The organism is Bacteroidota bacterium (assembly GCA_016706865.1).
In the GTDB taxonomy this organism is placed as follows: domain Bacteria; phylum Bacteroidota; class Bacteroidia; order Chitinophagales; family BACL12; genus UBA7236.
Map to the genome: position 1 here is coordinate 1,222,971 of JADJIS010000002.1, position 25,828 is coordinate 1,248,798.

Sequence of the window (25,828 nt, forward strand, 5' to 3'; positions counted from 1 at the left end):
CCATGACAAAAATATTTACATTGGTTTTAGCTACTGCTTTGTCCGCAACAATGTATGCGCAGAGTGATGCAGATGCACTTCGATATTCGATGCTCGATTTTGGAGGAACCGCACGATCACTTGGATCAGGAAATGCTTACGGAGCAATTGGGGGCGATATGAGCTCCATGAGTATGAATCCTGCAGGACTTGGAATTTACAGAAGTTCTGAATTTGTTTTCACTCCCGGATTATTGAGTATTAATACCGAAAGTAATTATCTGGGACAAACCAATACAGACAGCAGATATAATTTTTATATGAGCAATTTCGGTTTTGTTTTTAGTAAAATAAATCCGGGAAAAGAAACTGCAACTGATGGTTGGGTTGGTGGTTCATTTGGAATAGGATATAATCGCCTTGCAAATTTTAACAGCTCAACATTGTATTCAGGATATAATGACGAAAGTTCTTTATTAAATACGTATGTTGATTATTTAAATGCTAACGGTGGAACAAATCCTTCCGATGCATTTGCAAGTGATCCATTTGGAGCCGGATTGGCATGGGAGACATATTTAATTAATCCACTTCCATCTGATTCAACTCAATATTATTCCGTTATTACTGATGGAAATGTGCAACAAACAAAATCGATTATTACCAAAGGCGGATTAAATGAAGTTGCAATTTCTTTTGCAGGAAATTATGGAAATAGATTATTCATTGGAGGAACTATAGGAATTCCAAGTATACGTTATTCCAATTCCACGGTTTATACTGAAGCAGATATTAATCAGAATCATTCCGATTTTGAAGACTTTACATTGGCCGATTATACAGAAACAAATGGTATCGGTATAAATGCAAAATTCGGTTTGATCTATAAGATCAGCGATTATTTCAGAGTAGGTGCATCCGTTCATTCACCTTCTTTATTCAGTTTAAGTGATACTTATTATTCTTCCATGAGCAGTGGTCTTGATACTTCAGGCAGCTATTCGTATGACTCACCAACAGGAGAATTTGATTATGAATTAATTACCCCCTGGAGAGTTATAGGTAGTGCCGCCATTACTTTAAAGAACATCGGTTTTATTAGTGCTGATTACGAATTTGTTGACTATAGTGAAGCGGGATTTAATTTCAACAGAAGTCTCGATGCCGGTGATCTTTCTTATGAAAATACTGTCAACACAAATATTGATACCAAATATGGCACTGTTTCAAATTTGCGTTTGGGTGCAGAATTAATGTATGATATTTTCAGATTCAGAGGCGGATATATTATCAGTGGAACACCGTTTAATGATGGTATTGCTGCCAACGGTGCCGACTTTGCTAAAAATACTATTACTGCCGGAGTTGGAATAAAAGAAAAATCATATTTTATCGACTTCGCATTTTCACATGCAACAACAACAGAATACGATATACAATATATTTATGATAATGGTGCCGGCGTAAACGAAGGTGCAACTATAGATAAATCTTTAAATAATTTCCTTTTAAGTTTTGGTTTTAGGTTTTAATGATTGTCAGTGAAGCAACGCCCTCCTGGTGGTTCGGGAGGGCTTTTTTTTTGTTCTGAGTTCTGAGTTCTGTGTTCTGAGTTCTGAGTTCTGAGTTCTGTGTTTCGATCCGAATAATGTTCTATATTCCTTGTTGTTTATTCTTTATTTTTATTCGATTATTTCCATGATAATTAATTCTTATTTGGTTAGCAGAGTTTACAAGGTTAGCCCGGTTGCCCTGGTTTCCTACGAAGGAATTTCTCCCGGGTTGTGTATCCGATTAATGTTTTTTATTTTTTGATTGTTATTTGATATTTATTCATGTTCACTACGAAGAACATAATTCCAGGTTGCCGATTGGTTTAATGCCTGCCTGGCGACTGCCGGCAGACAGGTTCTTTATTCCTTGTTCTTTATTCTTTATTTTTATTCGATTATTTCCATGATAATTATTTCTTATTTGGTTAGCAGAGTTTACAAGGTTAGCAAGGTTGCCCTGGTTTCCTACGAAGGAATTTCTCCCGGGTTGTGTATCCGATTAATGTTTTTTATTTTTTGATTATTATTTTTTATTTCCTTGGTTTCCGGCCCCATCTCTTATCTTCCCCAAAGGGAAAGACGTTTCTTTACCGTTTTTTCAAAGTTTCTGCAAAATAAATTACATCGCAATTTCTACCACCAAATTCCTCCAATTGATATTTCCCGTAACCCCAAAGCATCCAATCTTAAATTAATTTTCCAATGATACAACTGCATACTCCCACCCGCCAACTGCCACTGCCCACTTTCTACGAAGGAAAATCTCCCAGGTTATCGACAAATTGTCAATTATCAATTATCAATTGTCAATTATTCCCAAACCTTATTCCCTTATCTTTGTTCTTCTACTATGCATTACAAAAATCTTCAGCAGTTTATCGATGATCTTGAAAAATCAGGTGAACTTTTACGTATTAAAGAATTCGTAAGTCCAGATCTGGAAATAACCGAAATTGCCGACCGATATATCAAACAAAATGGACCTGCTTTGTTGTTTGAGAACACAGGTACTGATTTTCCTCTTCTTATAAATTCCATGGGCTCATACAAAAGGATGTGCATGGCTATTGGGGTGGATGATCTTGATGATGTGGGAAGAGATATTTCCGAATTATTTAAGAAGCTCGCAACTCCTAAAAATAGTTTGATGGACAAAGTGATGATGCTTCCGGAACTTGGTAAGGTTGCGTCATGGATGCCGAAGACAATTAAAGGAAAAGGTGCCTGTCAGGAAGTGGTTATGCAGGACGCGGATATAACTAAATTACCCGTGATGAAATGTTGGCCTGCAGACGGAGGAAAATTTATCACACTTCCAATTATTCATACCCTCGATCCTGAAACACAAATACGAAATGTGGGAATGTACAGAATGCAGGTATTCGGTCCTAAATTAACAGGAATGCATTGGCATAAACATAAAGTTAGTGCCGGGCACTTCAACAAGTATAAAAAATTAAATCAACGTATGCCTGTTTCCGTCGCATTGGGTGGCGATCCTGTGTATACATATTGTGCAACTGCACCTTTGCCTCCAAATGTGGATGAATATTTATTGGCAGGCTTTTTAAGAAAAAGAAAAGTGGAATTAGTAAAATGTATCACGAACGATCTGTATGTTCCGGCGGATGCTGATTTTATAATTGAAGGATATGTTGATCCCAATGACGAATTAATTTTAGAAGGACCTTTTGGTGATCACACCGGATATTATTCGTTAGCAGATTATTATCCAAAATTTCATATTACCTGCATCACCCATAAAAAAAATGCAGTTTATCCATCTACAATAGTTGGAATACCACCACAAGAAGATGCATGGATCGGGAAGGCAACGGAAAGAATATTTATTACTCCAATTAAATTAACCATGTTGCCAGAAGTGGAGGATATGGAATTACCTATTGAAGGTGTATTTCATAATCTCACCATTGTAAAAATAAAAAAAGAATATGAAGGTCATGCACAAAAAGTGATGAATGCAATGTGGGGAGCCGGACAAATGATGTTCAATAAAATATTGGTGATAGCAGATGAAATTAATATTCATGATTTTAAGGAAGTAGCACAATATCTCAGTAAAAATGTAGATCCGGCAAACGACATTTATTTCAGCGCGGGCCCAATGGATGTGCTTGATCACAGCTGCAGCAAATTTGCTTTCGGAAGTAAAGTATGTATTGATGCAACAGCAAAATCTGCTTCCGAATTAAAAAATATTGATAGTAAAAATATCCATATTGATAAATCGAAATTGATGACTACTTTTCCCGAAATTAAGGGAATAAATGATGATCTTTTAAAATTGAATATATCTGTTGTAGCAATTGCAGTAGAAAAAAATAAGAAGAAACATATAAGCACTCTCAACGATAAATTGATTTTAGAAGAGGGTTTAAATAAGGTGAAGATCATTATTTATGTCGATCATCTTGTGGAAGTAAATGATATGGCAGTTGTAACCTGGAATTTCTCTAACAATATTGATCCTAAACGCGATATATTTTTATCGCCCGATAATGGTTCAGGTTTATCACATTGTGGCATAGATGGAACGAGAAAAACAAAAGGTTTCGACGATTTTTTCCGTCCATGGCCCAATGTTATAATTATGGATGAGCAGACAATAAATACTATAGATAAAAAATGGATTCAACTCGGTTTGGGAAAATTCATTGAATCACCTTCCCACAAGTATAAAAGGCAAGTTATTGGAGATGGAGCAGTAGTAGAAGAAAAGTGACAAAAACGATCAGGTTATGGTTGAACCGTTTTATGGGCAGGTCACTTAAACCTAATCTTTTTTCAAAGATTGGTACATATTTATTTTAATAACATTAGCTGTCTGGCATAGGTCAAGGGTAGAATTACCATTTGCCCTGTCATGAAATTGATACTTTTGTGCACTAATTTGAATTAAAGATGTTTTAAATTTGTAAAAGTTCTTTAAACTCTATGTGTCGCACACGCCTTAACCCAATTAATTTTACGACACAACCTATCAAATGCAGAAATGGATTTCCTCCTTAATGATCCTGATTTGCACACACAGCTTTATTTATTCACAACTTTGCATCGAGGACCGCTTCACCCAAGCGGGATACTTTTCAACAGATGAGATAACCATTGAAAATAACATTTCCTATGGTCTCGCAAACGATTGGTATTATGGGATGGTTATGCCGGAGTTGAACATGTTCAATATTGCCTATCCGAAAACCGAAATTGATCCTTTAGTTAAAAGACCCTTGGTCGTACTTGCACATGGAGGCGGTTTTTGGGGTGGTGAAAAAGAAAATCTCGATTATATTATTCAACATCTTGCCCAAAAAGGTTTTGTTGCCGCCACTGTAAATTATAGAAAAGGTTGGAATGCCTATGGCGATCCGGAGGAATGTGATGGTGATGGAGTTTCGATGTATCAAGCTATTTATAAGGCTATGCAAGATGTAAAAGCATCGGTAAGATATCTCGTTGCAAATGCTGATACGTATGGAATAGATACTTCCTGGATATTTCTGGGAGGGCAAAGTGCCGGTGTGTATGCGATGATGAATGGTATGTATGCAACACAGGATGAATGGAATTCACTCTTTCCTGATCATGCCACTTTATTCGGAAATTTAAACAGTGCAACAAATGATATAGTAACTGATTTCACTGTAAAGGGATTTATGAATTTCTGGGGTGGCATAGTTGATATTAATTTGATTGATGCAAATGATGCCATTCCAACCATTAATTTTTATGGAACTGATGATGATATCGTTCCACCTTATCAGGGAAATTTTCAAGGTTGTGAACAGTATGCTTATGTTTATGGCTCAGCATCCATTAATAATGCTCTTAATTTACTTGGTGTTTGCAATGTAGTGCATGCGCGCGAAGGTTATGGTCACGATACTTATGAAGATGATTATGTGATCGATAATGTTACCTGTTTTATGAAATCCATATTTTGTGATGAATGTACTTCCTATGAAGTAGACTATCAGTCAGGTTCCTGTGAAGAATTAACTGTGACAGGAATTACGGATCATTCAAAAAAAGTGTTTACAGTGTATCCGAATCCGGCAAGCACTTTTGTTGTCGTAAATTCATTAAATCCACTGGAAATAAATAGTAAATTAAATGTCTGGAATTCAATGGGACAAACAACAAAGGTTGATTATACCAACACTGATAATACATTAATTTTACAAACGGAAAATTTGCCTTCCGGCTTATATTATTTTTCGGTAAATAGTAATAATAAAATACATCCCGGAAGTTTTCTCATCGATAATTAGCAGATGATTGTGTGCATAACGGGGGAATTTATGGGTAATAATTACCCATAAAATTCAGTGGCATTATTCTAATCAAAATTGTATTGTCATCAATTTGTAATCTTAATAATAAAATATTTTTTCACGATAAAAATTATACCAGCAAATCGAAAGTGGATACCGATTTGATTCTTGCATAAAGAAACAAGCCGTATATCTGACTGAAATACAATGTATATGGTATATATTTTGAATATAATTTAATATGAGGAAGTTCATTTTTGTTTTTGTTCTTCCCTTGTTTGCACATACACTTACAGCACAAATTTCTGAATATTGTATTCCTGATAGGTTTGGAGAAGAACCTCTTTTTAATGGGGATGATATTGAAGTAATTAATAATATTCCATATGGGCTTGCCGACTTCTGGTACGATGGAAATGTAGTTCCACAATTAAATTCGTTTGATATCGCTTTTCCAAAGGCAGCAGTTGATGATTTGTCAAAACGGCCTTTTATTGCATTATTTCACGGAGGTGGTTTTGCAGCCGGTGATAAAACTAAAATGACAAATTTTATGATGGAAATGGCGAAACGCGGATACGTGGCTGCTACTTTTAATTATAGATTAGGTTGGAATACCGGGGGTGTAGAACCATCCTATTGTTTGGGTGATCCCGAATCGCTTTTAGGTGCATATTACAGAACCTGCCAGGATGTAAATGCATCCATGCGATATATAACTTATCATGCATCGGAATATGGCATTGACACTTCTATGATCTTTATCGGTGGACAAAGTGCAGGCATGATGGGAGTTATGACCAATATTTATATGTCGCAACAAAATATAAATCAAATTTATCCTGGCTTAGAGGATAAATACGGAAGTATTGACGAATCAACGAATAGTATTGATATTACTTACTCCGTAAAAGGAATAATTAATATGTGGGGTGCAATTCCTGATACTACCTTTATAAATAGTAATGAAAATATTCCTATCATTAATTTTTATGGGGAGAGAGATAATGTAGTGCCTCCCGTTTCCGGACCGATTCAGGATTGTTTTAGTCCGAACGAATACTTTACGGTTTATGGCTCAGTTTCCGTTTATAACAGACTTTCCAATCTTGGAATCTGTAGTATTTTACATGCAAATCAAATAACAGGTCATGATGCGTATTTAGATGAATTTACTGTCCCGGAGTCAGCCTGTTTTTTGAAAAGTATAATTTGTGATAATTGCACTTCAGGTGAATTTTTGAACGAAATTTCCTCTTGTGGTCAATTTGTGCCAATACAAGAAAATGGATTGTTGGAAAATATAACGGTATTCCCAAATCCTGCAACAGGCACACTTTTCATTTCATTGGGAAATGCCTCTCTGCCGGAATATCCTATACTTGAGATCTATGATGCAACCGGACGAGCGATTTCAGCTGATTTCAACCTGGATGGTTCCCTGATAAAACTTAATATCACAGATATGGCTTCAGGAATATATTTTGGACGTATAAAAGTTGTTGATAGCATTGAGGATTTCCGGTTTGTTGTTAATCAAAAATAAATTTTTCAAACATTCTCCTTACCTCTCTGTTTAGAATTAATCTAAACAGTAGAAAGGTGCCCAATATTCAGATATTAATTGCCGAGACTCAATACCTTATTCTGGAGGGATTGCGGTCTATCTTCAGCAGGCATTCTGATATAACGGTTTCTCAGGAGATCACCAGTAAGGAAGCACTTTTCACAACCCTGCACATTACAAATCCCGATATTGTAATTATTGATCCCTTAAACCTCGAAAATTTCAGGATAGATGATATCAGTACCATTGAAACTATTTGTCCTGGCACTCGTATTCTAATTATCACCGACATAAACAATACGGAAGTGGTACATAGCATTGTGGAGACCGGCGTTAAGGGTTACCTTACCAAAACCTGCGATGAAAAGGAGATCATAGCTGCTGTCTATGCTTTAATGCGCGGGGAACAGATGTTTTGTTTCAAAGTGGTAAACATAGTAATGGATGGCAAAGCTCCAGCAGTGGAAAATTGTGAAGCAGCATTGTTGTCGGAACGAGAAATTGAAATAATACGACTAATCGCAAATGGTTATACCACACGCCAGATCGCGGATGCATTGTTCCGAAGTTTTCATACTATAACCACACATCGCAAAAATATCATGAAAAAGCTGGGTATCAATTCCAGCTCGGAGTTGTTGGTTTTTGCCATGAATACCGGTTTGATCCAATCCAGAGAGCAACTTATCTCACCTAAATAACATCATCGTTTTGAAAGCCTCTAATTATCTTTACATTTTAGGCAAGCGAAGAAGATGAATGTAACTACCATACGTTGGGTAATATTATTGGGAATTATTGCGATCATAACTGTGATCCTTTCTCAGGTATTTTGGATACGTAAAGGATTGATAATAAACCAATCTAATTTTGAAACAGCAGTTACACTTTCGCTGGAACAAATTGCAGCAAAAATAGAAATAGCCAACAATGGAAAAAAGATCACAGAAAAGCCGGTAGTCAGAATTTCTCCGCATTCTTATGTTGTAAATATTGAAGAAGAAATTGATCTTAACCAATTGGATTATTATATCCGCAACGAATTTTCCAATCCGTTTCACAAAGTAGATTTTATTTATCAGGTATATGAAACAACCAGAGATGTTTTGGTATTTGAAGAAACAGTTTCGGGCGAAATAAAAAATTCCACAATAGTTTATCCAACCAATTTACCCATTCTCAAAGAATCGAAATATTATTTTAAAATGAATTTTCCGGAGAGACCTGTGGTAGATTCTGTAATGTTATTTGTGTGGTCAACATCTATAATTGCACTTACTATTGTGTTGGTATTTTTTGGATTTACACTGGACGTTATTTTTCGTCAGCGCAGACTTAGTGAGTTTCAAAAGAATTTTATTAATAATCTCGCACATGAATTTAAAACACCAATTTCTACAATTGGAATTTCAGCAGATGTAATTACAGATCCAGAAATCATTAATGAACCCGAACGGTTAAAAAATTATGCCAATATCATCAAAAATGAAAACACAAGATTAACAGGGCAGGTGAGTAAAATATTGGAACTTGCAAAATTGGAAAATGATGAACTTGTTTTGAATTATGAAAAATTCCATTTGAATGAAGTTCTAACCGAGATCATTCATTCGTTTAAAGTGCGTATGGATGAAAATGAAGGATCAATTACCACCGAATTTAATGCAAAACCAGATCTTATTGAAGCGGATAAAGTGCATTTACAAAATGTAATAAATACCTTGTTGGATAATGCTTTGAAATACAACGACAAGGTGCCGGAAATTTCGGTAATGACCGCAACCGACGACAATGGGATCTTTATTTCCATCAGCGATAACGGAATTGGAATACCCAAAGAATTCCACAAAAGGATCTTTGAAAAGTTCTTCCGGGTTCCAACCGGCAATGTCCATAACGTAAAGGGTTACGGGCTTGGCTTGAATTACGTGAAGATGATAGCCAAGGCACACAAATGGCGACTTCGTGTAGACAGCGAAATAAATAAAGGAAGTATATTTACACTCATAATACCACAATAAGCAACACATGGAAATTAAAAGCCCTAAAATTTTATACGTAGAAGATGATGTGAATCTCGGATTCGTTACTAAAGATAATCTTCAAAAAAAGGGATACGATATTACCCTTTGTCAGGATGGATTGGAAGCTGCACAAACATTTACGCAGCAAAAATTTGATCTCTGTATTTTGGATGTGATGCTTCCAAAAATTGACGGATTTGCATTGGCACAAAAATTCAGGGATAAAGATAAAAATGTTCCTATTTTATTTCTTACAGCAAAATCAATGCTGGAGGATAAATTGCAGGGATTTAAAATTGGCGGTGATGATTATGTTACCAAACCCTTCAGCATAGATGAACTGGTTTTAAAAATAGAAGTATTTTTAAAACGCAGTAAAGTATTTGCTACAAATGTTGAAGAAAAAAATATTTATCATATCGCCGGTTACGAATTTGATTTTAAAGAACTCACACTTAAAAATAAAGCCAATACTTATACTCTAACATTGCGTGAAGCAGAATTACTTCGAATGCTAACACTCAACAGAAATCAGGTTGTGCGCCGAGAATCTATTTTACATCAGGTTTGGGGAGAAGATAATTATTATATAGGCAGAAGCCTGGATGTATTCGTGTCAAGATTAAGAAAAATGTTTTCGGACGATGAAAATATTCAGATAGAAAATGTGAGAGGAGTGGGCTTTAAGTTTATTGTGAAGGAGGGGTGAAAAGGGGTTGAAAGGGTTGGCAAGGTTTCCAGGGTTGGCAGGGTTTAGTACGGAGCGGATATAGGAGTGGCCTGAGGATTTTTTTTTAGCAAGTCACAGTAGTTGTGACTAATATGAAGCCTATTGTCACGACAATTAACTACAGCAACAGATTTCAGGTAAACATAAAATACAACCACATGCGAAACATTTTCTTTTTATTAATAATAAATGCAACAAACGTATTCTCCCAATCAGATACTATTAATCGACTCAATTTTCCCTATAGAGCCGGATATAATATGTATTTTTCGCAATATTCAACTTATTATACCAATGCAGTAGAAATTAAAAGCGGTGCTGAATCAGAAACTATTGAGGATGTGGGTTCATTTCAATATCATATCAATCGGGAATTTTTAGAAGGAACTGATACCATTGTAAATTTCCTGATCATTTCGAGAACGGGCGGTGATTCTGTATACATCGAATCACCATTATATATTAATAATGATGGTATGTTTTTTAAAATGCCAAAAGAGGCAATAGAAAAAGCGGTCGCGTATTATAAGATCACCGATAAGAAAAATTTATTATTTCAAACTATAAAAACACCATTATACAAAGGGATGAGTTGGGAGAGTTATAATTATTCCTTTTTAAAAACCACCTATTTTTGTACACATGTAGATACATTAATTGAAACCCCGCTTGGAAAATTTTCTGCTTTTGGAATTGGCACCAGTTCAGCCACAACTGAATTAAGAGGTAAGTTTAAAGATTACAATATGATAACCGAATATCAAAGTTTTTATGCACAGGACGTAGGTAAAATTGCGGAATACACAAACGTATATCTACAAGATAAATCTACAGGTGAAAAAATTCTTTCTACAACAATTGAAGTTTTCTTAGAAGAGATCTGGTGGGATGAGTGAATTCTTATTTAGTATATAGTATTTAGTATATAGTATTTAGTATATAGTATTTAGAGTGCTCCGAGTTATACTTGGAACTTAATATGATCGACTGAGGCTCTCGCTCCCAGCGAGGGTCTCAGTAATGGTAACCTTACAAAAACACTAAACCCGCAGTGTCTCACCTAATGTTTAAACTGGAAACTTAATTACTAAATAATAACTCCGCTTTAATGATATTTTGATGTTTTCCGGGTGAGGACACTGCGGGGACACACAACCCACAGTGTCTCACCTAATGTTTAAACTGGAAACTTAATTACTAAATAATAACTCCGCTTTAATGATATTTTGATGTTTTCCGGGTGAGGACACTGCGGAGACAAAAAATCCGGAAAAAAATAATTTTCCGGATATTAAAAAATTAAATAAAATAAGATAGTGTAAAATCTACACTAAGCCTTGTGCTAACATCGCATCAGCAACTTTAACAAAGCCACCGATATTTGCACCTTTTACGTAGTTGATATATTTACCTTCTTTACCGTATTTAACACAAGTAGCATGAATATCGTGCATGATCTTTTGCAAATGATTATCCACCTCTGTACGGGTCCAACTCATACGCAAACTATTTTGACTCATTTCCAAACCACTTGTTGCAACACCACCTGCATTGCTCGCTTTGCCGGGAGCAAATAAAACTTTTGCATCTATGAATGCATTTACTGCTTCAGGTGTACAAGGCATATTTGCACCTTCGGCAACACATTTAACACCATTTTTAATTAAGAGTTTTGCATCCTTTCCGTTTAATTCATTTTGTGTTGCACAAGGTAAAGCAACATCACATTTAACACCCCATGGAGTTTTACCTGCAATATAATCACATTTGTATTTAGTGGCATATTCTTTAATACGACCGCGTTTTACATTTTTTAATTCGAGTAAATAGGCAAGTTTTTCTCTTGTAAATCCATTCTTATCATAAATATATCCGTCGCTGTCGCTTGCGGTAACAACCTTGGCACCGAGGTCCAAACATTTTTCAATTGCATATTGCGAAACATTTCCGCTTCCGGATACCACAACTGTTTTACCTTTAAAATCCAGATCTTTGGTGCCCATCATTTCTGCTGCAAAATATACACAACCATAACCTGTAGCTTCAGGGCGAATTAAACTTCCTCCCCACTCCAAACTTTTACCCGTTAATACACCGGTAAATTCGTTGCGCAATTTTTTATACATGCCATACATATATCCAATCTCTCTTCCACCAACACCAATATCACCTGCGGGAACATCGGTATTAGAACCGATATGTTTAGATAGTTCGGACATAAAACTCTGACAGAAACGCATTACTTCTACATCAGATTTACCTTTGGGATCGAAATTACTTCCGCCCTTTCCTCCACCCATAGGCAAAGTGGTAAGGCTGTTTTTAAATACCTGTTCAAATGCGAGAAACTTTAAATTGATAATGTAACGGTAGGGTGGAAACGCAATCCGCCTTTGTAAGGTCCAATTGCACTGTTCATTTGAATACGGTAACCACGATTAATTTGAATTTCACCTTTGTCGTCCATCCAGGGAACTCTGAAAGTGAGAACCCGCTCGGGCTCGGCAATTCGTTCTAATATTTTAGAGTATTTATATTGAGGGTGTTCCTCAATAAAGGGGATAACTGTCTCGGCAACTTCATATACTGCCTGAAGAAATTCCGTTTCACCCGGGTTGCGACTTTCAACCAAGGTCATGAATGATTTTACATTTTTGTCCATAAAAGTGCGGTTTATTTGTAGTGTGAAATTAAACATCCTTTTGAATAATACAAATGATAAACTCTTTAAAATCAACTGATTTCAGGCACTGAAAAACTCATATTAATTCGGAGAGAGAGGGAAGGGTATCTAAAAATGTAAATTTTTTAAGTGTGTGATCAATGCGACATAAATGATTGACATTGCCGTTGCTGACCCATAAGAAAGGAACACTTAGAGTGAGATTATAACGTGCAATTTGTTCAAAGGTTTTTTGGGTGAGAGCAACAGATTCAGCTTTGCATTCTACAATTAAAACGGGTTCACCTTTTTGGTTATATAATACTATATCGGTGCGTTTGGTCAACTCGTTTAAGGTAAGCTTTTTTTCAAGGCTGATGAGTGATTTTGGAAATTGATGATCATATAGCAAATAATGCACGATATGCTGCCTAACCCATTCTTCCGGTGTTAATACAACATATTTTTTTCTGATGATGTCGAAAATATAGCGAATATTGTTTTCCGATTTGGTGCGGAAGTTATATTTGGAAAATTCTATATGCATCGGTTACACAAAAATACATATTGTATACCTGTATTTACTAAATTTGCAAAATGGATTACAAAGATCTGATCAATGATATAAAGGCTAAAAAATACAAACCCGTGTATTTATTACATGGTGATGAAGCCTATTATATAGATAAGATCTCCGAATATATGGAAGAGAATATTCTGACTCCGGCGGAAAAGGATTTTAATTGTTCAATATTTTATGGAAAAGACACGCATCCCCAACAGGTGATTGATGCCTGCGTTCGTTTTCCGATGTTTGCAGCATTTAACCTTGTTATTTTGCGGGAAGCCCAAATGATGAAAACAAAGGGAAGTGAGATAGATAAATTGGAACCCTATATTCAAAATGCTTCTGCCACCACAATATTAGTTTTATGTTATAAGGATGGGAAATTTGATGCGCGAAAAAAAATGTTCAAATTAATTAAGGATAAGGGCGTAGTTTTTGAATCGCAATCATTAAAAGATAATGAAGTTCCTATATTTATTGAAACGTTTTTGAAAAGAAAAAAAGTAACTGCAGATGGTAAGGCGATAAGAATACTGGTTGATCACCTGGGAACCGATCTTTCCAAAATAATAAATGAACTGGAAAAATTATGTATCAATCTTAAAGATGGCGATCAAATTACCTCTGAGCTGATTGAAAAAAACATTGGAATCAGCAAAGATTATAATGTGTATGAATTGCAAAGCGCGCTGCTTACAAAAATACAACTTTAGCTTTTACCATCATCAGTTATATGAACGATAATCCAAAGGCAAATCCTTTTGTATTAACCATATCCAATATTCATGCTGCATTTCAGAAATTGTATCATTTTATGGCAGGAGGAAATGTGAAGGATTTTGAAATGTTTACGATATACGGCATTCACAGTTCTCAGAAAAATGAATTCAGAGCTGCACGTTCATTATACACACCCTCTCGTGTCGAAGAAATATTTGAGCTAATGCTGGAATTTGATCTTCGTTCCAAAGGTTTACACAATGGAAAAACCGAGGCGGATGAATTGTTAAAAGAACTTGTTTACAGAATATTGAATTAATTAACGGGAATTAAGGATATTGCATTTTTTTATCCTCATGCATGGCTACTATCAGGTCTTCCCTTGAATCGAATTTTTTATCCTTGCGAATAAATTGTAATATTTTCACAGTAATTGATTCTCCATAAATTGTTTCATTAAAGTCGATAATATAAACCTCTATTCTTTTTTCTGTTTTATTAAAAGTAGGTCTGGTGCCTATGCTTAATAATCCGAATAATTTTATATTGTGATCTTTAAGTATCACTTCTGTAAAATAAACGCCATCGGCAGGAATTAATTTATTGGTATCCTCCACATAGATATTGGCAGTTGGAAATCCGAGTGTTCTTCCTATTTGATCACCTTTTACAACATGTCCGGAAAGTTGATAGGGATATCCCAATAATTCGTTCGCCTCCTGCACATTTCCATCTATTAAAAACTTTCTGATCTTGGAGGAACTCACAGTCAAATGATCAATTACATGTGCTGGTATCTCTTCTATTTTAACGGAATATTTTTCTGCTATGTTTTTTAACAAATGGATATCTCCGGATCTGTCTTTACCAAATTTATGATCATAACCGAAAACGATAATTGCGGGATTAAATTTTTTGATGAGAAAATTTTCAGCATAATCCGAGGCATCGATTTCTGAAAATTCGCGTGAAAAAGTGCTTACAACCACGATGTCGACATTATATTTTTTGCAACATGTCTATTTTTTCCTGCAAAGTTGTAAGATAATAAACCGGTGACTCCGGGGAAATAATATGTCGTGGATGAGGGTGAAAGGTGATAATAATACTCTCTCCATTCACTCTTTTTGCTGCTGCAGTTATAGAGTGAATGATCTCCGCATGTCCGCTGTGCACTCCATCGAAGGTTCCAATGGAAATTACAGAGTTGTGAAATGCGGGTAAATTATTAATATCTTTGAAAACTTGCATATATTTTGACAAAAGTAAAAATTTGTATCGCAATAACAACACAAAATATTGGTGAGCCTCGTGGATAAATTAAAAAAGAATGTTTTATACCTTTTGATCGGATGCCTATTAACGGCTTATCTGGTTGCGCGAGCCATTATTTTACCTATTACCATAGATGAAGGAGGAACATTTTATAATGCGGTTCCGCGATCGGTTTGGGATATCATTACTTATGTTGATCCAAGTCCCAATAACCATATTTTAAACACTTTACTGATCAAATTTTTGTATCCATTTTTGGTGCTCATTCGCTGATAATTCGTCTGCCGAATATACTTGCATTTATTTTATATTTTACCGTGGCAGTAATTTGGCTTAAAAAATTGAATACCAATAAATTGTTTGTGTTTTTCGGCATCGTGGTTTTGACATGCAATCCCTATATGCTCGATTTTTTTGCTTTAGCTAGGGGATATGCTTTATCAATTTCATTTATGTTTTCTTCCATGTATCTGGCTTATTTGTATTTTACTTCAAAACAGATCAAAAGTTTGTATTTTGCATTTATAGTTGCTGCTCCTGCTGTGTATTCGAATTTTACCATGCTGAATTTTTATTTGAGCATGCTTGTGGTATGTAGTATTTTTCTATTGAAAGATAACTGGAATAAACCGGTTAAAATTGTTTTTAAACAGTTTCTCGTTATAATTGGAATTTCCGGGCTGCTTGTATTTTTATGTTATATACCACTTAACCAAATAACTTCCAACGGCCAATTGCGTTATTGGAGCAGTAATGGTTTTTATCCTGATACTTTTATCCCGCTTGTAGCAGCCATGATTTACGGAAATGCCTTTTTTTATTCCATAAAGCCACAGATATATAGTATAATTGTTATTGTTTCGCTTATTGGAATAAGTATTTACGATCTAAGGAATTTGATTAAAAATAAATTCAATTTTGGTTCCGATTTTCTGTTGTTTAGTTTGTTAGTTTTTGGGGGCACTATCAGTGTTGTTTTATTACAATTTTATATATTAAATATTCCATTTCTGAATGCACGCGGGGCTATCTTTTTATATGTTTTGTTTGTAATACCTTTTATTTATTTTTTTAATTCTATTTTTATTAAAGGGTATAAATGGAAAAATTGGATGGTAATTCCATTTATTCTCCTCGGCAGCTATCATTTATTGAGTTCCATAAATTTTTATAATTGTCGGGAATGGTGGTTTGATGCGGATACTAAAAATGTTCTATCTTATTTAGAATCCAAACACGCAGGGGAGGAGATCACCTTAAATACGTATTGGATTTACAATACATCCTTTCAGTTTCATATTGATGAACGGCAAAGGGAGAATATTAAATTGGCACCCTATCATCAGGATCTGTGGCCGGATAGTAATTATTTGTATTATTATTGCGAAAGAGCGCAAGTTGTAGAATTAGAAAAAATTACCAGGAGGTTATTTCATTTAATGGAGGTAATAATGTTTTGATGAAAAAACGTTAAGAGGTGATACTTTCCATAAACTGATCTATCGAAATTGCATCCTCTATTTTAAAATAACCCACTCTTGTTCTGCGAAGAGATGATAAATAACCTCCACAACCTAATTCCTTTCCAAGATCATGTGCAAGGCTTCTGATGTAGGTTCCCTTGCTGCAACTTACCTTAAAATGCACCAGAGGTAATTCTATCGAAGTTATTTCGAAGGAATAGATGGTGATATTTCGTGATTTAATTATTAATTCCTCTCCTGCTCTTGCATAACTATATGCACGGCGACCATCTACTTTTACAGATGAATAAATTGGAGGAACCTGTTCTATGGTTCCTGTAAATTTCTCTTTAGCAGCAATTATTTTTTCTTCCGTAATATTTTCCAGACTAAAAGTTTCTGTAATCTCTGTTTCAGCATCATAACTCGGAGTTATGCCTCCTAAAGTTATAGTTCCGGTATATTCTTTATCGAGCGTTTGTAGTTCTTCTGCTTTTTTGGTGAAACTACCTGTTACAATTATAAGTAATCCGGTTGCGAGAGGATCGAGGGTTCCTGCGTGGCCAACCTTTAATTTTTTCTGATTGCAGAATCGCTGCAAGGGTCCTCGTATTTTACCTATCACGTCGAAGGAAGTCCATTGCATCGGTTTATCGATGAGCAAATAAGTTCCTTCAATAAATTGTTTCGCTGTATACATATTAAACTACCTTGAGATCAACACCCAATGCGAGTAAAATTAAGATAATGGAACCTACTATGATGCGGTAATAACCAAAAATTTTAAATCCGTGTTTTGTAAGGAAGCTGACAAAACTGCGCATGGCAATTAATGCAATTATAAATGCAACAATATTTCCAATAATAAAACACAGGATATTATTATTGGAGCTCAATAATATTTCATAGGCTGCTGTTCCTGCATTTGGACCTTCTTCAATTTCTTTTAAAAATAAAGAATAAGCAGTAGCAGCAAACATGGTTGGAACAGCGAGAAAAAAAGAAAATTCAGCCGCAGTTTTTCTTGTGAGTTTTTGTGTGAGTCCCCCGATTATTGTTGCAGCAGAACGCGACACACCTGGAATAACCGCGAGGCATTGAAATACTCCGATAAGAAAGGAATTTTTATAGGATATATTATCGGTGGAAGTAATATCCTTTTCTTCATCTCTTCCAAATAATTTATCGATGAATAATAAAACTATTCCCCCTAAAATCAAGGCAATTGCAACAACGGTTACATTTTCCAACATGGCATCAATTTCATCACCAAATAAAAATCCTATTGCTGCTGCAGGAATAAATCCTATAAATAACTTTAAATAAAAATTTACCGTTTTAAAAAATCTTTTCCAATACAATATTACCACCGATAATATTGCGCCGAATTGAATAGCAACCGTAAATATTTTGGTAAAATCATCTTCCGCAATACCCATTAAGGAAGATGCAATTATCATGTGCCCGGTAGAGGAAACGGGTAAAAATTCAGTTATTCCTTCTACTATAGCAAGAATAACTGCTTCGAATATGGTCATGAAACGGGATTATTTTTTTGATCTGTGAAACACAGCATAAATTTCGATGGCAAATCCAACTATCACAACAATAGGGGCAATGGTGATCCTGCGCGTACTGTATACCTCCGCTCTGGGGAATACATTGGGGTCGGTCCATTTACCACCACTCATTAAAATAAATCCGATTATAATTACTACCAAACCCAGAATGATAAGGTAATAATTTTCTTTTCCCAACACCATTTTTCCCATAAAATTTGCGGGATTAACCGGTTTTGGTGCTTCTTTTTTTTGAGTTTGTTTGCTGTCTAACATCTTACTAAATTAATATTAATACAATTCATCCAACTTCATGTTGATGTATTTGTGAACCGAATTTCTAGTGCTGTACCAGGTGATCATAACTCCCACACCTAAAAGCATTAAAAAAGTATATATAAATCCTCTTTTTAAAGTTGCATTGGTAAAATCCCAATAGTGAAAATTATTGTGTACACATTACTGCAATAAATAAAACTATCATTGCAACACCTGCACTGCACAAACCATTAATGATACTTCTGCGAACATATGGTCCGGTAATAAAGGAACGTGTAGCGCCAACCAACTGCATACTTCTCACCAAAAAGCGATTGGAATACATGCTCAGACGAATTGTTTTATCAATAATGGCTATGGATATTATCAAAAATAAAATGGAAAGTCCGGCAATTACAAATCCGGCAATTTTGAGGTCGCTGTCTACCGAACTAATTAATTCCTCATTTGCTCTTGTATGGGTTATTTCGGGATATATCTGCAATTTTTCGCGAAACATTCCCATGCTGTCGATATTAACTGCAGATGCATTTAAACTGATATCCACCGATGCAGGTAATGGGTTTACATCACCCAGAATTTCTGAAGGATCTTCGTTGAATTTATTTTCAAAGATCTTCATGGCATCATCCTTAGAAATAAATTTGGTTGATTTAACAGAAGGTTCTGCTTCTATCTTTTTTAATAATTTATCTATATCGGTTTGGGTTAGTCCTTCTTTCAGATAAGCAGAAATTACAAGGTCTTCTTTGATATTGGCTTCTTCATATTTAAAGGAAATGAACAGAATGCACATTAAACCCAACATCAGCAATGCTAATGAGGTGATGAGGATGGAATTGATATAATGCGTTTGCTTGCGTTGAAGCGATTTTCCGGCCTGTTGCGACATTGGCTGCAAATTTAGCGGTTTTACCCGATTGAACGCAAAAGGTTATTGGAAATTGCTGTGGGTAAGTGAATACTTTGGGTAGAAATTGTATTTTACGGGAGAGTGCGTGAGGGATTGCAACGGAAACCCCGCAGCCGAGGCACGAGGCGAGGAGTTGCAGTGGAAAGCCCGACCCGTAGGGACACGCCCGCCTGACCAATTGAACATAATTGCATTATCGATAAATTTATCAAGTCCTATAATTTAAAGTAGGTTTGAAATTATCGCTTAGGTCATTCGGGCAGGCCCAAAACGCCTTTAGACAATTGTGATTGCTTCTGTTTTCCCTAAAATGCCCTGAATTCGCTAATTTTGGCGCATGGAATATTCGATAGACCGGATAAAGGAAATAGAGAAAAAATGGAATAAAAAGTGGGAGGAAACCCAATTATATAAGGTTGTTGAGGATACAACGCGACCGAAATATTATGTATTGGATATGTTTCCATACCCGAGTGGAAGCGGTTTGCATGTTGGGCACCCGCTGGGATATGTTGCGAGTGATATTGTTTCGCGCTATAAAAGGTTGAAGGGATTTAATGTTTTGCATCCGATGGGTTTTGATGCTTTTGGCTTGCCGGCTGAGCAATATGCGATTGAAACCGGTCAGCATCCGGCGGTTACCACCGAAAAAAATATTAATTATTTCCGTGAACAATTAATGCGCATGGGTTTCCAGTTACGATTGGAGCCGTGAAGTGAAAACGAGTGATCCAAAATTTTATAAATGGACGCAGTGGATATTTATGCAATTATTTAAATGCTGGTATAATCCATTTAATGATAAGGCGGAATATCTCGACTCATTAATTTCGATTTTAAATACAGAAGGAAGTAAAAAATTATTTGATCTTGATAAATGTGAACAAATAATAACTGCAGAAGAGTGGAATAAATATTCGGAGGAAGAACAGCAACGATTTTTAATGCAATTTCGTTTGGCATATTTAGATCATGCTGAGGTGTGGTGGTGCGAAATTTTGGGAACTGTTTTGGCAAATGATGAAGTAAAAGATGGTGTAAGTGAACGCGGCGGACACCCTGTTGAAAAAATAAAAATGCGCCAATGGTTTCTGCGTATAACCAATTTTGCAGAAAGATTATTGGAAGGATTGGATCGTGTTGATTTTAGCGACAGCATGAAAGAAATGCAACGCAATTGGATCGGTAAAAGTGAAGGTGCACTGGTTGATTTTAAAATTAATTTTGACTCGAAGCAATCCCCCCTCCAGGGGGGCACGGGGGGTGAAGGGGGAGCTATCCAAATTTTTACCACTCGTCCAGATACCATTTTCGGTGCAACGTTTATGGTGTTGGCACCGGAACATGAATTGGTTTCAAAAATTACAACTTCAGATCAAAAAATTGAGGTTGAAGAATATATTAAATATGTAAAAAGCAGAAGTGAACGCGACAGAATAAGTGAAGTAAAAAAAGTAACGGGACAATTTACGGGAGCCTATGCAATTAACCCTTTTACAGCAAAAAATATACCAATTTACATAGCGGAATATGTGTTGGCGGGGTATGGCACAGGAGCAATTATGGCTGTTCCGAGTAATGATGAAAGAGATCGTGCTTTTGCGGAAAAATTTGGTTTGGAAATAATTGAGGTTGTTGATCAATCGAATTTTCCTAATGCGAGCAGAGAAGATAAAATTGGTAAATTAATTAATTCTGATCTGTTAAATGATCTGGAAGTTAAGGATGCAATAAAAACTATTTTAGACGCGATAGAAAAAAGGGGAATTGGAAAAAGAAAAATTAATTTCCGTATGCGCGATGCAGGTTATTCTCGTCAGCGTTATTGGGGTGAACCATTTCCGGTGTATTATAAAAATGAAATACCTTATTTATTAGCAGAAAAAGAATTGCCTGTTTTACTTCCCGAAGTAGAAACATATAAACCAAGTGGTGCGGGAAAATCACCATTATCTTCCCTTAAAGAATGGGTGAATTTACCGGATAATACAACACGTGAAACTGATACCATGCCGGGATATGCCGGATCGAGCTGGTATTTTTATCGGTATATGGATGTGGATAATGAAAATGAATTCGCATCGAAAGAAAAAATAAATTATTGGAAGGATGTTGATTTTTATATAGGCGGAACTGAACACGCTGTTGGGCATTTATTATATTCCAGAATGTGGAATAAATTTTTGTTTGACCTTGGATTAGTGCCGATGGATGAGCCTTATAAAAAATTGGTAAATCAGGGCATGATCCAGGGATTTTCAAAAATTGTTTATAGGGTTAGCGGGACGAATTTATTTGTGACCAAAAGTGAAAAAGATAATTACGAAGTAACGGAATTACGTGTTGATACGAAATTGGTGGATGGTGATGTTTTGGATTTAGAGGGATTTAAGAAATGGAGAAGTGATTTTGCAAATGCTGAATTTATATTAGAAGGCGGCAAATTCTATTGCGGAATTGAATTGGAAAAAATGTCCAAATCCAAACACAATGTTGTAAATCCAGATGAAGTTATCGATGAGTACGGAGCAGATTGTTTTCGCGTGTATGAAATGTTTTTAGGTCCTCTTGATGCAGGTAAACCCTGGGATACCAAAGGCATTACCGGAGTATACGGCTTCTTGCGAAAATTATGGCGCTTATTTATTGATGAGAATGGCAATGTAAAAGTAACGGATGAAAAGGCGAGCAATGAAGAATTAAAAATCTTGCATAAAACGATTAAAAAAGCGGGTGAGGATATTGAAAGGTTAGGATTTAACACTGCGGTAAGCGCTTTTATGATCTGTGTGAACGAATTGGGAACCTTAAAGTGTTATAAAAAAGAAGTTCTTGAAAAGGTGTTGATATTGGTTGCTCCTTTTGCTCCTTTTATTGCGGAGGAATTATGGGAAAAAATAGGAAACAGGGGAAGCATTCACGCTGCAACCTGGCCGGTATTTGAGAATAGTTTTCTGGTGGAAAACTCTTTTAATTATCCCGTTTCCATAAACGGAAAAGCGAGAGCGAATGTGGAATTACCTTTGGATATGCCAACTGAAGAAATAGAAAGAACTGTTTTGGCGTTGGAATCGGTAATTAAATGGACGGAAGGTAAAACACCTAAAAAAGTGATAATAGTGAAGGGGAAAATTGTAAACGTAGTAGTATAAATATTAGTTAAATCTTATTTGTCGTGTGAATTGGGCCAGAGTCAGTTTTCCTTTCCGAAAACTTCCCGTTCTTTCCGTCTTCCCGGCAAATTAATCCAAATTACAAAACAATGAAAAAAATATTTTTTTTAATTCCAATCCTTTTTTCTTTTTTAATTTCTACAGCTCAGGACGTATCAGTAAATATTAAGTCCCAAGCCGAAAAAATGGTAACTGCTTTTAAAGATGAAAATTATAGTGATCTATTAGATTATACTTATCCAAAAATTCTGGAAATAGCAGGTGGGAAAGAAGTATTGGAATCGATGGTTAAACAAATGATGGATGGTATGAAAGCAGATGGTGTATTCGTTGACTCCGCTACAGTTGGTGAGCCAGGAGCAATCTTTGAAGCCGGAAGTGAATTACATTCCACTATTACACAAACTGTATACATGAAATACACGGGTGGAAGAATGATAAGTGAAAGTACATTGTTGGCTGTATCCACCGATGCCGGATTAAATTGGTATTTTTTGGATATTAAACAATTAACTCCGGAAATGAAAACACAATTTTTTCCCGATTTTAATCCCGAACTTATAATACCGGAACCCAAACCATTAATTACTATTAATGATGAAAATTAATCAAAAATGCCTGAGAAAATAAAATTAGTAGAATGTCCGCGCGATGCCATGCAGGGTATTCATGAATTTATTTCTACGGAAAAAAAGGTGGCATATATTAACCAATTATTAAAGGTTGGATTTGATACCATTGATTTCGGAAGTTTTGTCTCACCAAAAGCAATTCCGCAAATGGCGGATACAGCTGAGGTTTTAAATCAGTTGGACCTTTCAGGTAGCAAATCAAAATTACTCGCCATTATCGGAAATGTCCGAGGAGCGGAAGATGCTGTTAAATTTGAACGCATTAATTATCTGGGATTTCCTTTTTCCATTTCCGAAACATTTCAGCAGCGCAATATAAATTCTTCTATTACAGAAAGTGTTGACCGCGTTAAAGAAATAAAACAATTGTGTGATGATAATGGCAAACAATTAATGATCTATATTTCCATGGGTTTCGGTAATCCTTATGGTGATCCATGGAGTGCCGAAGTAGCTGCGGAGTGGGTGGAAAAAATGGTGCAGTTGAATATTAAATATATTTCACTTGCTGATACTATTGGAATTGCAAATCCTGAATCCATTGAATATTTATTTTCTTATTTAATTCCGAAATTTCCCGCAGTGGAATTTGGTGCACATTTACATACTACCCCCGATGCCTGGTTGGAAAAAATTGATGCAGCCTATAAAAGTGGATGCAGAAGATTTGATGGTGCAATAAAAGGTTTTGGTGGTTGTCCCATGGCTGCTGATGATCTCACAGGTAATATGGCTACTGAAAATATTATTCAATATTTCAGACATGAGGATATTGAATTGAATATTAATTTAAAAGAATTTCGCGAGAGTGTGCGGAAGGCGTTGCTGACGTTTCCCGTTTAGCTGGAGGGACATAGGACATAAGTGTTGTATAGCATCACATAGGTAACACTTTTGGTCACTCCCTAGAGATCCTTGTATTTTGGGGTTGCCCTTAAGGGCGTTTAAGGGTCGATTCTATAGCAATACATAGGTAACACTTTTTCCCTTTGGCTTTAAATCAAACAAGAAGGTTATTTATTTTTTATTGTCATTGGATAATGAAGTATCTCTTTTATTTCGTCATTTTGGCGGATAATAAGCAATTGATTTTCAATATTAATTATGGCCACAACATAACTGTACTTTAATTCAGGCTTCATAATGAAAACCTCGTTAGCCAAATGAAGTTTTAGATCGCTTCGAATAAATCTGATATAAAAAATATTCCCTTCTGTTAGTGGTATTTTAATTTTTGGGTTAAGATTAGGCAGATGTATCGTGCCATTATAATAAGTAGGTGATAATTGTAACGATTTTACTTGATCTGGTGTTTTTTGCCCGTGTGCGCTGTAGCGATGATGACTATTATGGAACTGTATAAATTTTTGTTCTTGCATAGATAGATCTTCCAGATTTTTAAATGTATGCGTGTTCACAAACTTCTTCTGATAAGTATTATTAAACTGTTCGATCTTGCCGTTTCTCCAAGGTTCTCCTAAAGGAATAAAAATAACGACTACCCCTAGGCTAAGAGCAAAGCGCACAACATTTCCATAGCTTCTGGGGAATCGGTTGCTTCCCCGGAATGCTAATTCATTATCCATTTGTAAAGCGTCCGGTATGCCATGTATTTTCCAGAAGGAAGCAATGGCCTGAAGAATGTTTTCTGATGCTTTTGTGCGAACAGCTTCTACAAAACAGGTATGAGAACTTATATCTAAAATATTGACGCTATAGTATCTTCCATCACCTTTAATATATCTAGGCCCCACCAGATCTAATTGATGGGTATGAAGAAATAATTCAGGATATTCTATGGGTGATTTATAACCTGATGGCTTTGTATTTAATCCATGTTTTTTATTAATCGATTGATTGTCCATACCGAAGGAATAGGTTTAATTCCACGAAGTTCGCATTGGTATTGAATAGAAATTGCTCCGATTTGCGCCATCCTTTCGTTTACCAATTCCTTTCTGATTTGCAGAATTTGCGCCTCCAACTCAATGGATAAAGTTGAAGAGTTTTTTTTGGGTGCCTTACTTCGATCTTTAAACCAACTAAGTTCATCAGTTCTAAGGTTATATTGGTTTATCCAGTGGTGAACCCATTTGCGGCTTTTCTTAAATACCATTGCAATATGAGTTACATGTTCACCCTTTAAAAACCTTTGGACCGCCTCTTGTCTTTGCTGATACGAATTCATCACCTTTTTAGATGAGTATCAACCTTTTATGCTAAAAAACAAAATAAAGTGTTACCTATGTAGTGCTACGATAAAATGTGTTACCTATGTAGTGCTATTTATCACATAAGACATAGGACATAGGACTTGATGTAGGACATTGGAAAAGGACATAGGACATAGGAAATGGGACAGGGTATATTTTCACGCAGGGTTATTAAAAAGGTTTAAATAGTGGAATAAAAATTTCACGCAGGGGACGCAGAGGGTGC

Annotated in this window: 23 protein-coding genes and 2 pseudogenes; 15 read left to right on the forward strand and 10 right to left on the reverse strand. The window is 35.7% G+C overall.

Annotation, left to right across the window (positions count from 1 at the left end; genetic code table 11):
* Positions 1-2 precede the first annotated feature (2 nt).
* From IPI31_08265 to IPI31_08300, 8 genes are all read left to right on the forward strand, one after another.
* Positions 3-1,511 (forward strand): hypothetical protein, encoded by a 1,509-nt coding sequence (locus tag IPI31_08265; GenBank protein MBK7567809.1) that lies wholly within the window; start codon positions 3-5, stop codon positions 1,509-1,511.
* Positions 1,512-2,382: 871 nt separating this feature from the next.
* Positions 2,383-4,275: a menaquinone biosynthesis decarboxylase gene (locus IPI31_08270; protein ID MBK7567810.1), complete on the forward strand. Its 1,893-nt coding sequence runs from the start codon at positions 2,383-2,385 to the stop codon at positions 4,273-4,275.
* Between the two features lie 262 nt (positions 4,276-4,537).
* Positions 4,538-5,821: a T9SS type A sorting domain-containing protein gene (locus tag IPI31_08275; GenBank protein MBK7567811.1), complete on the forward strand. Its 1,284-nt coding sequence runs from the start codon at positions 4,538-4,540 to the stop codon at positions 5,819-5,821.
* Between the two features lie 244 nt (positions 5,822-6,065).
* Positions 6,066-7,370, forward strand: coding sequence for a T9SS type A sorting domain-containing protein (locus tag IPI31_08280; protein MBK7567812.1), 1,305 nt, complete (start codon positions 6,066-6,068; stop codon positions 7,368-7,370).
* Between the two features lie 56 nt (positions 7,371-7,426).
* Complete coding sequence (locus IPI31_08285; protein ID MBK7567813.1) at positions 7,427-8,092, forward strand: response regulator transcription factor; 666 nt, start codon at positions 7,427-7,429, stop codon at positions 8,090-8,092.
* Between the two features lie 54 nt (positions 8,093-8,146).
* Entirely contained in the window at positions 8,147-9,412 is a 1,266-nt protein-coding gene (locus IPI31_08290) for a HAMP domain-containing histidine kinase (protein MBK7567814.1), read from the forward strand.
* A 7-nt stretch (positions 9,413-9,419) separates the two neighbouring features.
* On the forward strand, positions 9,420-10,124 hold the full coding sequence (locus tag IPI31_08295) for a response regulator transcription factor (protein MBK7567815.1): 705 nt from the start codon (positions 9,420-9,422) through the stop codon (positions 10,122-10,124).
* Between the two features lie 179 nt (positions 10,125-10,303).
* Complete coding sequence (locus IPI31_08300; GenBank protein ID MBK7567816.1) at positions 10,304-11,041, forward strand: hypothetical protein; 738 nt, start codon at positions 10,304-10,306, stop codon at positions 11,039-11,041.
* 429 nt (positions 11,042-11,470) lie between these two features.
* Here IPI31_08300 and gdhA read toward each other — a convergent pair.
* Together gdhA and IPI31_08310 are read right to left on the reverse strand one after the other, a co-directional pair.
* Positions 11,471-12,807, reverse strand: a pseudogene (gene gdhA, locus IPI31_08305) (NADP-specific glutamate dehydrogenase).
* Positions 12,808-12,904: 97 nt separating this feature from the next.
* On the reverse strand, positions 12,905-13,354 hold the full coding sequence (locus tag IPI31_08310) for a type I restriction enzyme HsdR N-terminal domain-containing protein (GenBank protein ID MBK7567817.1): 450 nt from the start codon (positions 13,352-13,354) through the stop codon (positions 12,905-12,907).
* Positions 13,355-13,404: 50 nt separating this feature from the next.
* Here IPI31_08310 and holA point away from each other — a divergent pair, with 50 nt between their 5' ends.
* Together holA and IPI31_08320 are read left to right on the forward strand one after the other, a co-directional pair.
* On the forward strand, positions 13,405-14,088 hold the full coding sequence (gene holA, locus IPI31_08315; protein ID MBK7567818.1) for a DNA polymerase III subunit delta: 684 nt from the start codon (positions 13,405-13,407) through the stop codon (positions 14,086-14,088).
* Between the two features lie 20 nt (positions 14,089-14,108).
* Positions 14,109-14,414, forward strand: coding sequence for a hypothetical protein (locus IPI31_08320; protein ID MBK7567819.1), 306 nt, complete (start codon positions 14,109-14,111; stop codon positions 14,412-14,414).
* A gap of 10 nt (positions 14,415-14,424) precedes the next feature.
* On the opposite strand, the gene ribF is transcribed toward IPI31_08320, so the two are convergent.
* Together ribF and IPI31_08330 are read right to left on the reverse strand one after the other, a co-directional pair.
* Positions 14,425-15,084, reverse strand: a complete 660-nt coding sequence (gene ribF, locus IPI31_08325; GenBank protein ID MBK7567820.1) for a riboflavin biosynthesis protein RibF — start codon at positions 15,082-15,084, stop codon at positions 14,425-14,427.
* Between the two features lie 10 nt (positions 15,085-15,094).
* A complete protein-coding gene (locus tag IPI31_08330) occupies positions 15,095-15,346 on the reverse strand; it encodes an adenylyltransferase/cytidyltransferase family protein (protein MBK7567821.1) in 252 nt (83 codons plus the stop codon).
* Positions 15,347-15,406: 60 nt separating this feature from the next.
* On the opposite strand from IPI31_08330, the gene IPI31_08335 reads away from it, so the two are divergent.
* Together IPI31_08335 and IPI31_08340 are read left to right on the forward strand one after the other, a co-directional pair.
* Positions 15,407-15,643 carry a hypothetical protein gene (locus tag IPI31_08335; protein MBK7567822.1) on the forward strand — a complete coding sequence of 79 codons (237 nt, stop codon included), beginning with the start codon at positions 15,407-15,409 and terminating at the stop codon, positions 15,641-15,643.
* Positions 15,610-16,830, forward strand: a complete 1,221-nt coding sequence (locus tag IPI31_08340) for a hypothetical protein (GenBank protein ID MBK7567823.1) — start codon at positions 15,610-15,612, stop codon at positions 16,828-16,830. Before IPI31_08335 ends, IPI31_08340 begins: the two co-directional genes overlap by 34 nt.
* A gap of 10 nt (positions 16,831-16,840) precedes the next feature.
* Here the strand turns inward: IPI31_08340 and truB are convergent, their stop codons facing one another.
* From truB to IPI31_08360, 4 genes are all read right to left on the reverse strand, one after another.
* Positions 16,841-17,533 (reverse strand): tRNA pseudouridine(55) synthase TruB, encoded by a 693-nt coding sequence (gene truB, locus IPI31_08345; protein ID MBK7567824.1) that lies wholly within the window; start codon positions 17,531-17,533, stop codon positions 16,841-16,843.
* A gap of 1 nt (position 17,534) precedes the next feature.
* On the reverse strand, positions 17,535-18,371 hold the full coding sequence (locus IPI31_08350) for an undecaprenyl-diphosphate phosphatase (protein MBK7567825.1): 837 nt from the start codon (positions 18,369-18,371) through the stop codon (positions 17,535-17,537).
* A 9-nt stretch (positions 18,372-18,380) separates the two neighbouring features.
* Positions 18,381-18,668, reverse strand: a complete 288-nt coding sequence (locus IPI31_08355; GenBank protein ID MBK7567826.1) for a DUF3098 domain-containing protein — start codon at positions 18,666-18,668, stop codon at positions 18,381-18,383.
* Positions 18,669-18,837: 169 nt separating this feature from the next.
* A complete protein-coding gene (locus IPI31_08360) occupies positions 18,838-19,563 on the reverse strand; it encodes a hypothetical protein (GenBank protein ID MBK7567827.1) in 726 nt (241 codons plus the stop codon).
* Between the two features lie 358 nt (positions 19,564-19,921).
* On the opposite strand from IPI31_08360, the pseudogene IPI31_08365 reads away from it, so the two are divergent.
* The 3 genes and pseudogenes from IPI31_08365 (at position 19,922) to IPI31_08375 (ending at position 24,232) form a co-directional block, all read left to right on the forward strand.
* Positions 19,922-22,736 (forward strand): annotated as a pseudogene (locus tag IPI31_08365) (leucine--tRNA ligase).
* Between the two features lie 110 nt (positions 22,737-22,846).
* Positions 22,847-23,365 carry a hypothetical protein gene (locus IPI31_08370; protein MBK7567828.1) on the forward strand — a complete coding sequence of 173 codons (519 nt, stop codon included), beginning with the start codon at positions 22,847-22,849 and terminating at the stop codon, positions 23,363-23,365.
* Positions 23,366-23,371: 6 nt separating this feature from the next.
* Positions 23,372-24,232 (forward strand): hydroxymethylglutaryl-CoA lyase, encoded by an 861-nt coding sequence (locus IPI31_08375; protein MBK7567829.1) that lies wholly within the window; start codon positions 23,372-23,374, stop codon positions 24,230-24,232.
* Between the two features lie 170 nt (positions 24,233-24,402).
* Here IPI31_08375 and IPI31_08380 read toward each other — a convergent pair whose 3' ends face one another.
* Positions 24,403-25,254: a transposase gene (locus IPI31_08380; protein ID MBK7567830.1), complete on the reverse strand. Its 852-nt coding sequence runs from the start codon at positions 25,252-25,254 to the stop codon at positions 24,403-24,405.
* Positions 25,218-25,505 carry a hypothetical protein gene (locus tag IPI31_08385; protein ID MBK7567831.1) on the reverse strand — a complete coding sequence of 96 codons (288 nt, stop codon included), beginning with the start codon at positions 25,503-25,505 and terminating at the stop codon, positions 25,218-25,220. Before IPI31_08385 ends, IPI31_08380 begins: the two co-directional genes overlap by 37 nt.
* Between the last annotated feature and the right edge of the window lie 323 nt (positions 25,506-25,828).

Coding starts and splice junctions, on each gene's coding strand:
- IPI31_08265 (MBK7567809.1), top strand. CDS start 3: ATGACAAAAATATTTACATTGGTTTTAGCTACTGCTTTGTCCGCAACA.
- IPI31_08270 (MBK7567810.1), top strand. CDS start 2,383: ATGCATTACAAAAATCTTCAGCAGTTTATCGATGATCTTGAAAAATCA.
- IPI31_08275 (MBK7567811.1), top strand. CDS start 4,538: ATGCAGAAATGGATTTCCTCCTTAATGATCCTGATTTGCACACACAGC.
- IPI31_08280 (MBK7567812.1), top strand. CDS start 6,066: ATGAGGAAGTTCATTTTTGTTTTTGTTCTTCCCTTGTTTGCACATACA.
- IPI31_08290 (MBK7567814.1), top strand. CDS start 8,147: ATGAATGTAACTACCATACGTTGGGTAATATTATTGGGAATTATTGCG.
- IPI31_08295 (MBK7567815.1), top strand. CDS start 9,420: ATGGAAATTAAAAGCCCTAAAATTTTATACGTAGAAGATGATGTGAAT.
- IPI31_08300 (MBK7567816.1), top strand. CDS start 10,304: ATGCGAAACATTTTCTTTTTATTAATAATAAATGCAACAAACGTATTC.
- IPI31_08310 (MBK7567817.1), bottom strand. CDS start 13,354: ATGCATATAGAATTTTCCAAATATAACTTCCGCACCAAATCGGAAAAC.
- holA (MBK7567818.1), top strand. CDS start 13,405: ATGGATTACAAAGATCTGATCAATGATATAAAGGCTAAAAAATACAAA.
- IPI31_08320 (MBK7567819.1), top strand. CDS start 14,109: ATGAACGATAATCCAAAGGCAAATCCTTTTGTATTAACCATATCCAAT.
- IPI31_08330 (MBK7567821.1), bottom strand. CDS start 15,346: ATGCAAGTTTTCAAAGATATTAATAATTTACCCGCATTTCACAACTCT.
- truB (MBK7567824.1), bottom strand. CDS start 17,533: ATGTATACAGCGAAACAATTTATTGAAGGAACTTATTTGCTCATCGAT.
- IPI31_08350 (MBK7567825.1), bottom strand. CDS start 18,371: ATGACCATATTCGAAGCAGTTATTCTTGCTATAGTAGAAGGAATAACT.
- IPI31_08355 (MBK7567826.1), bottom strand. CDS start 18,668: ATGTTAGACAGCAAACAAACTCAAAAAAAAGAAGCACCAAAACCGGTT.
- IPI31_08360 (MBK7567827.1), bottom strand. CDS start 19,563: ATGTCGCAACAGGCCGGAAAATCGCTTCAACGCAAGCAAACGCATTAT.
- IPI31_08370 (MBK7567828.1), top strand. CDS start 22,847: ATGAAAAAAATATTTTTTTTAATTCCAATCCTTTTTTCTTTTTTAATT.
- IPI31_08375 (MBK7567829.1), top strand. CDS start 23,372: ATGCCTGAGAAAATAAAATTAGTAGAATGTCCGCGCGATGCCATGCAG.
- IPI31_08380 (MBK7567830.1), bottom strand. CDS start 25,254: ATGGACAATCAATCGATTAATAAAAAACATGGATTAAATACAAAGCCA.
- IPI31_08385 (MBK7567831.1), bottom strand. CDS start 25,505: ATGGTATTTAAGAAAAGCCGCAAATGGGTTCACCACTGGATAAACCAA.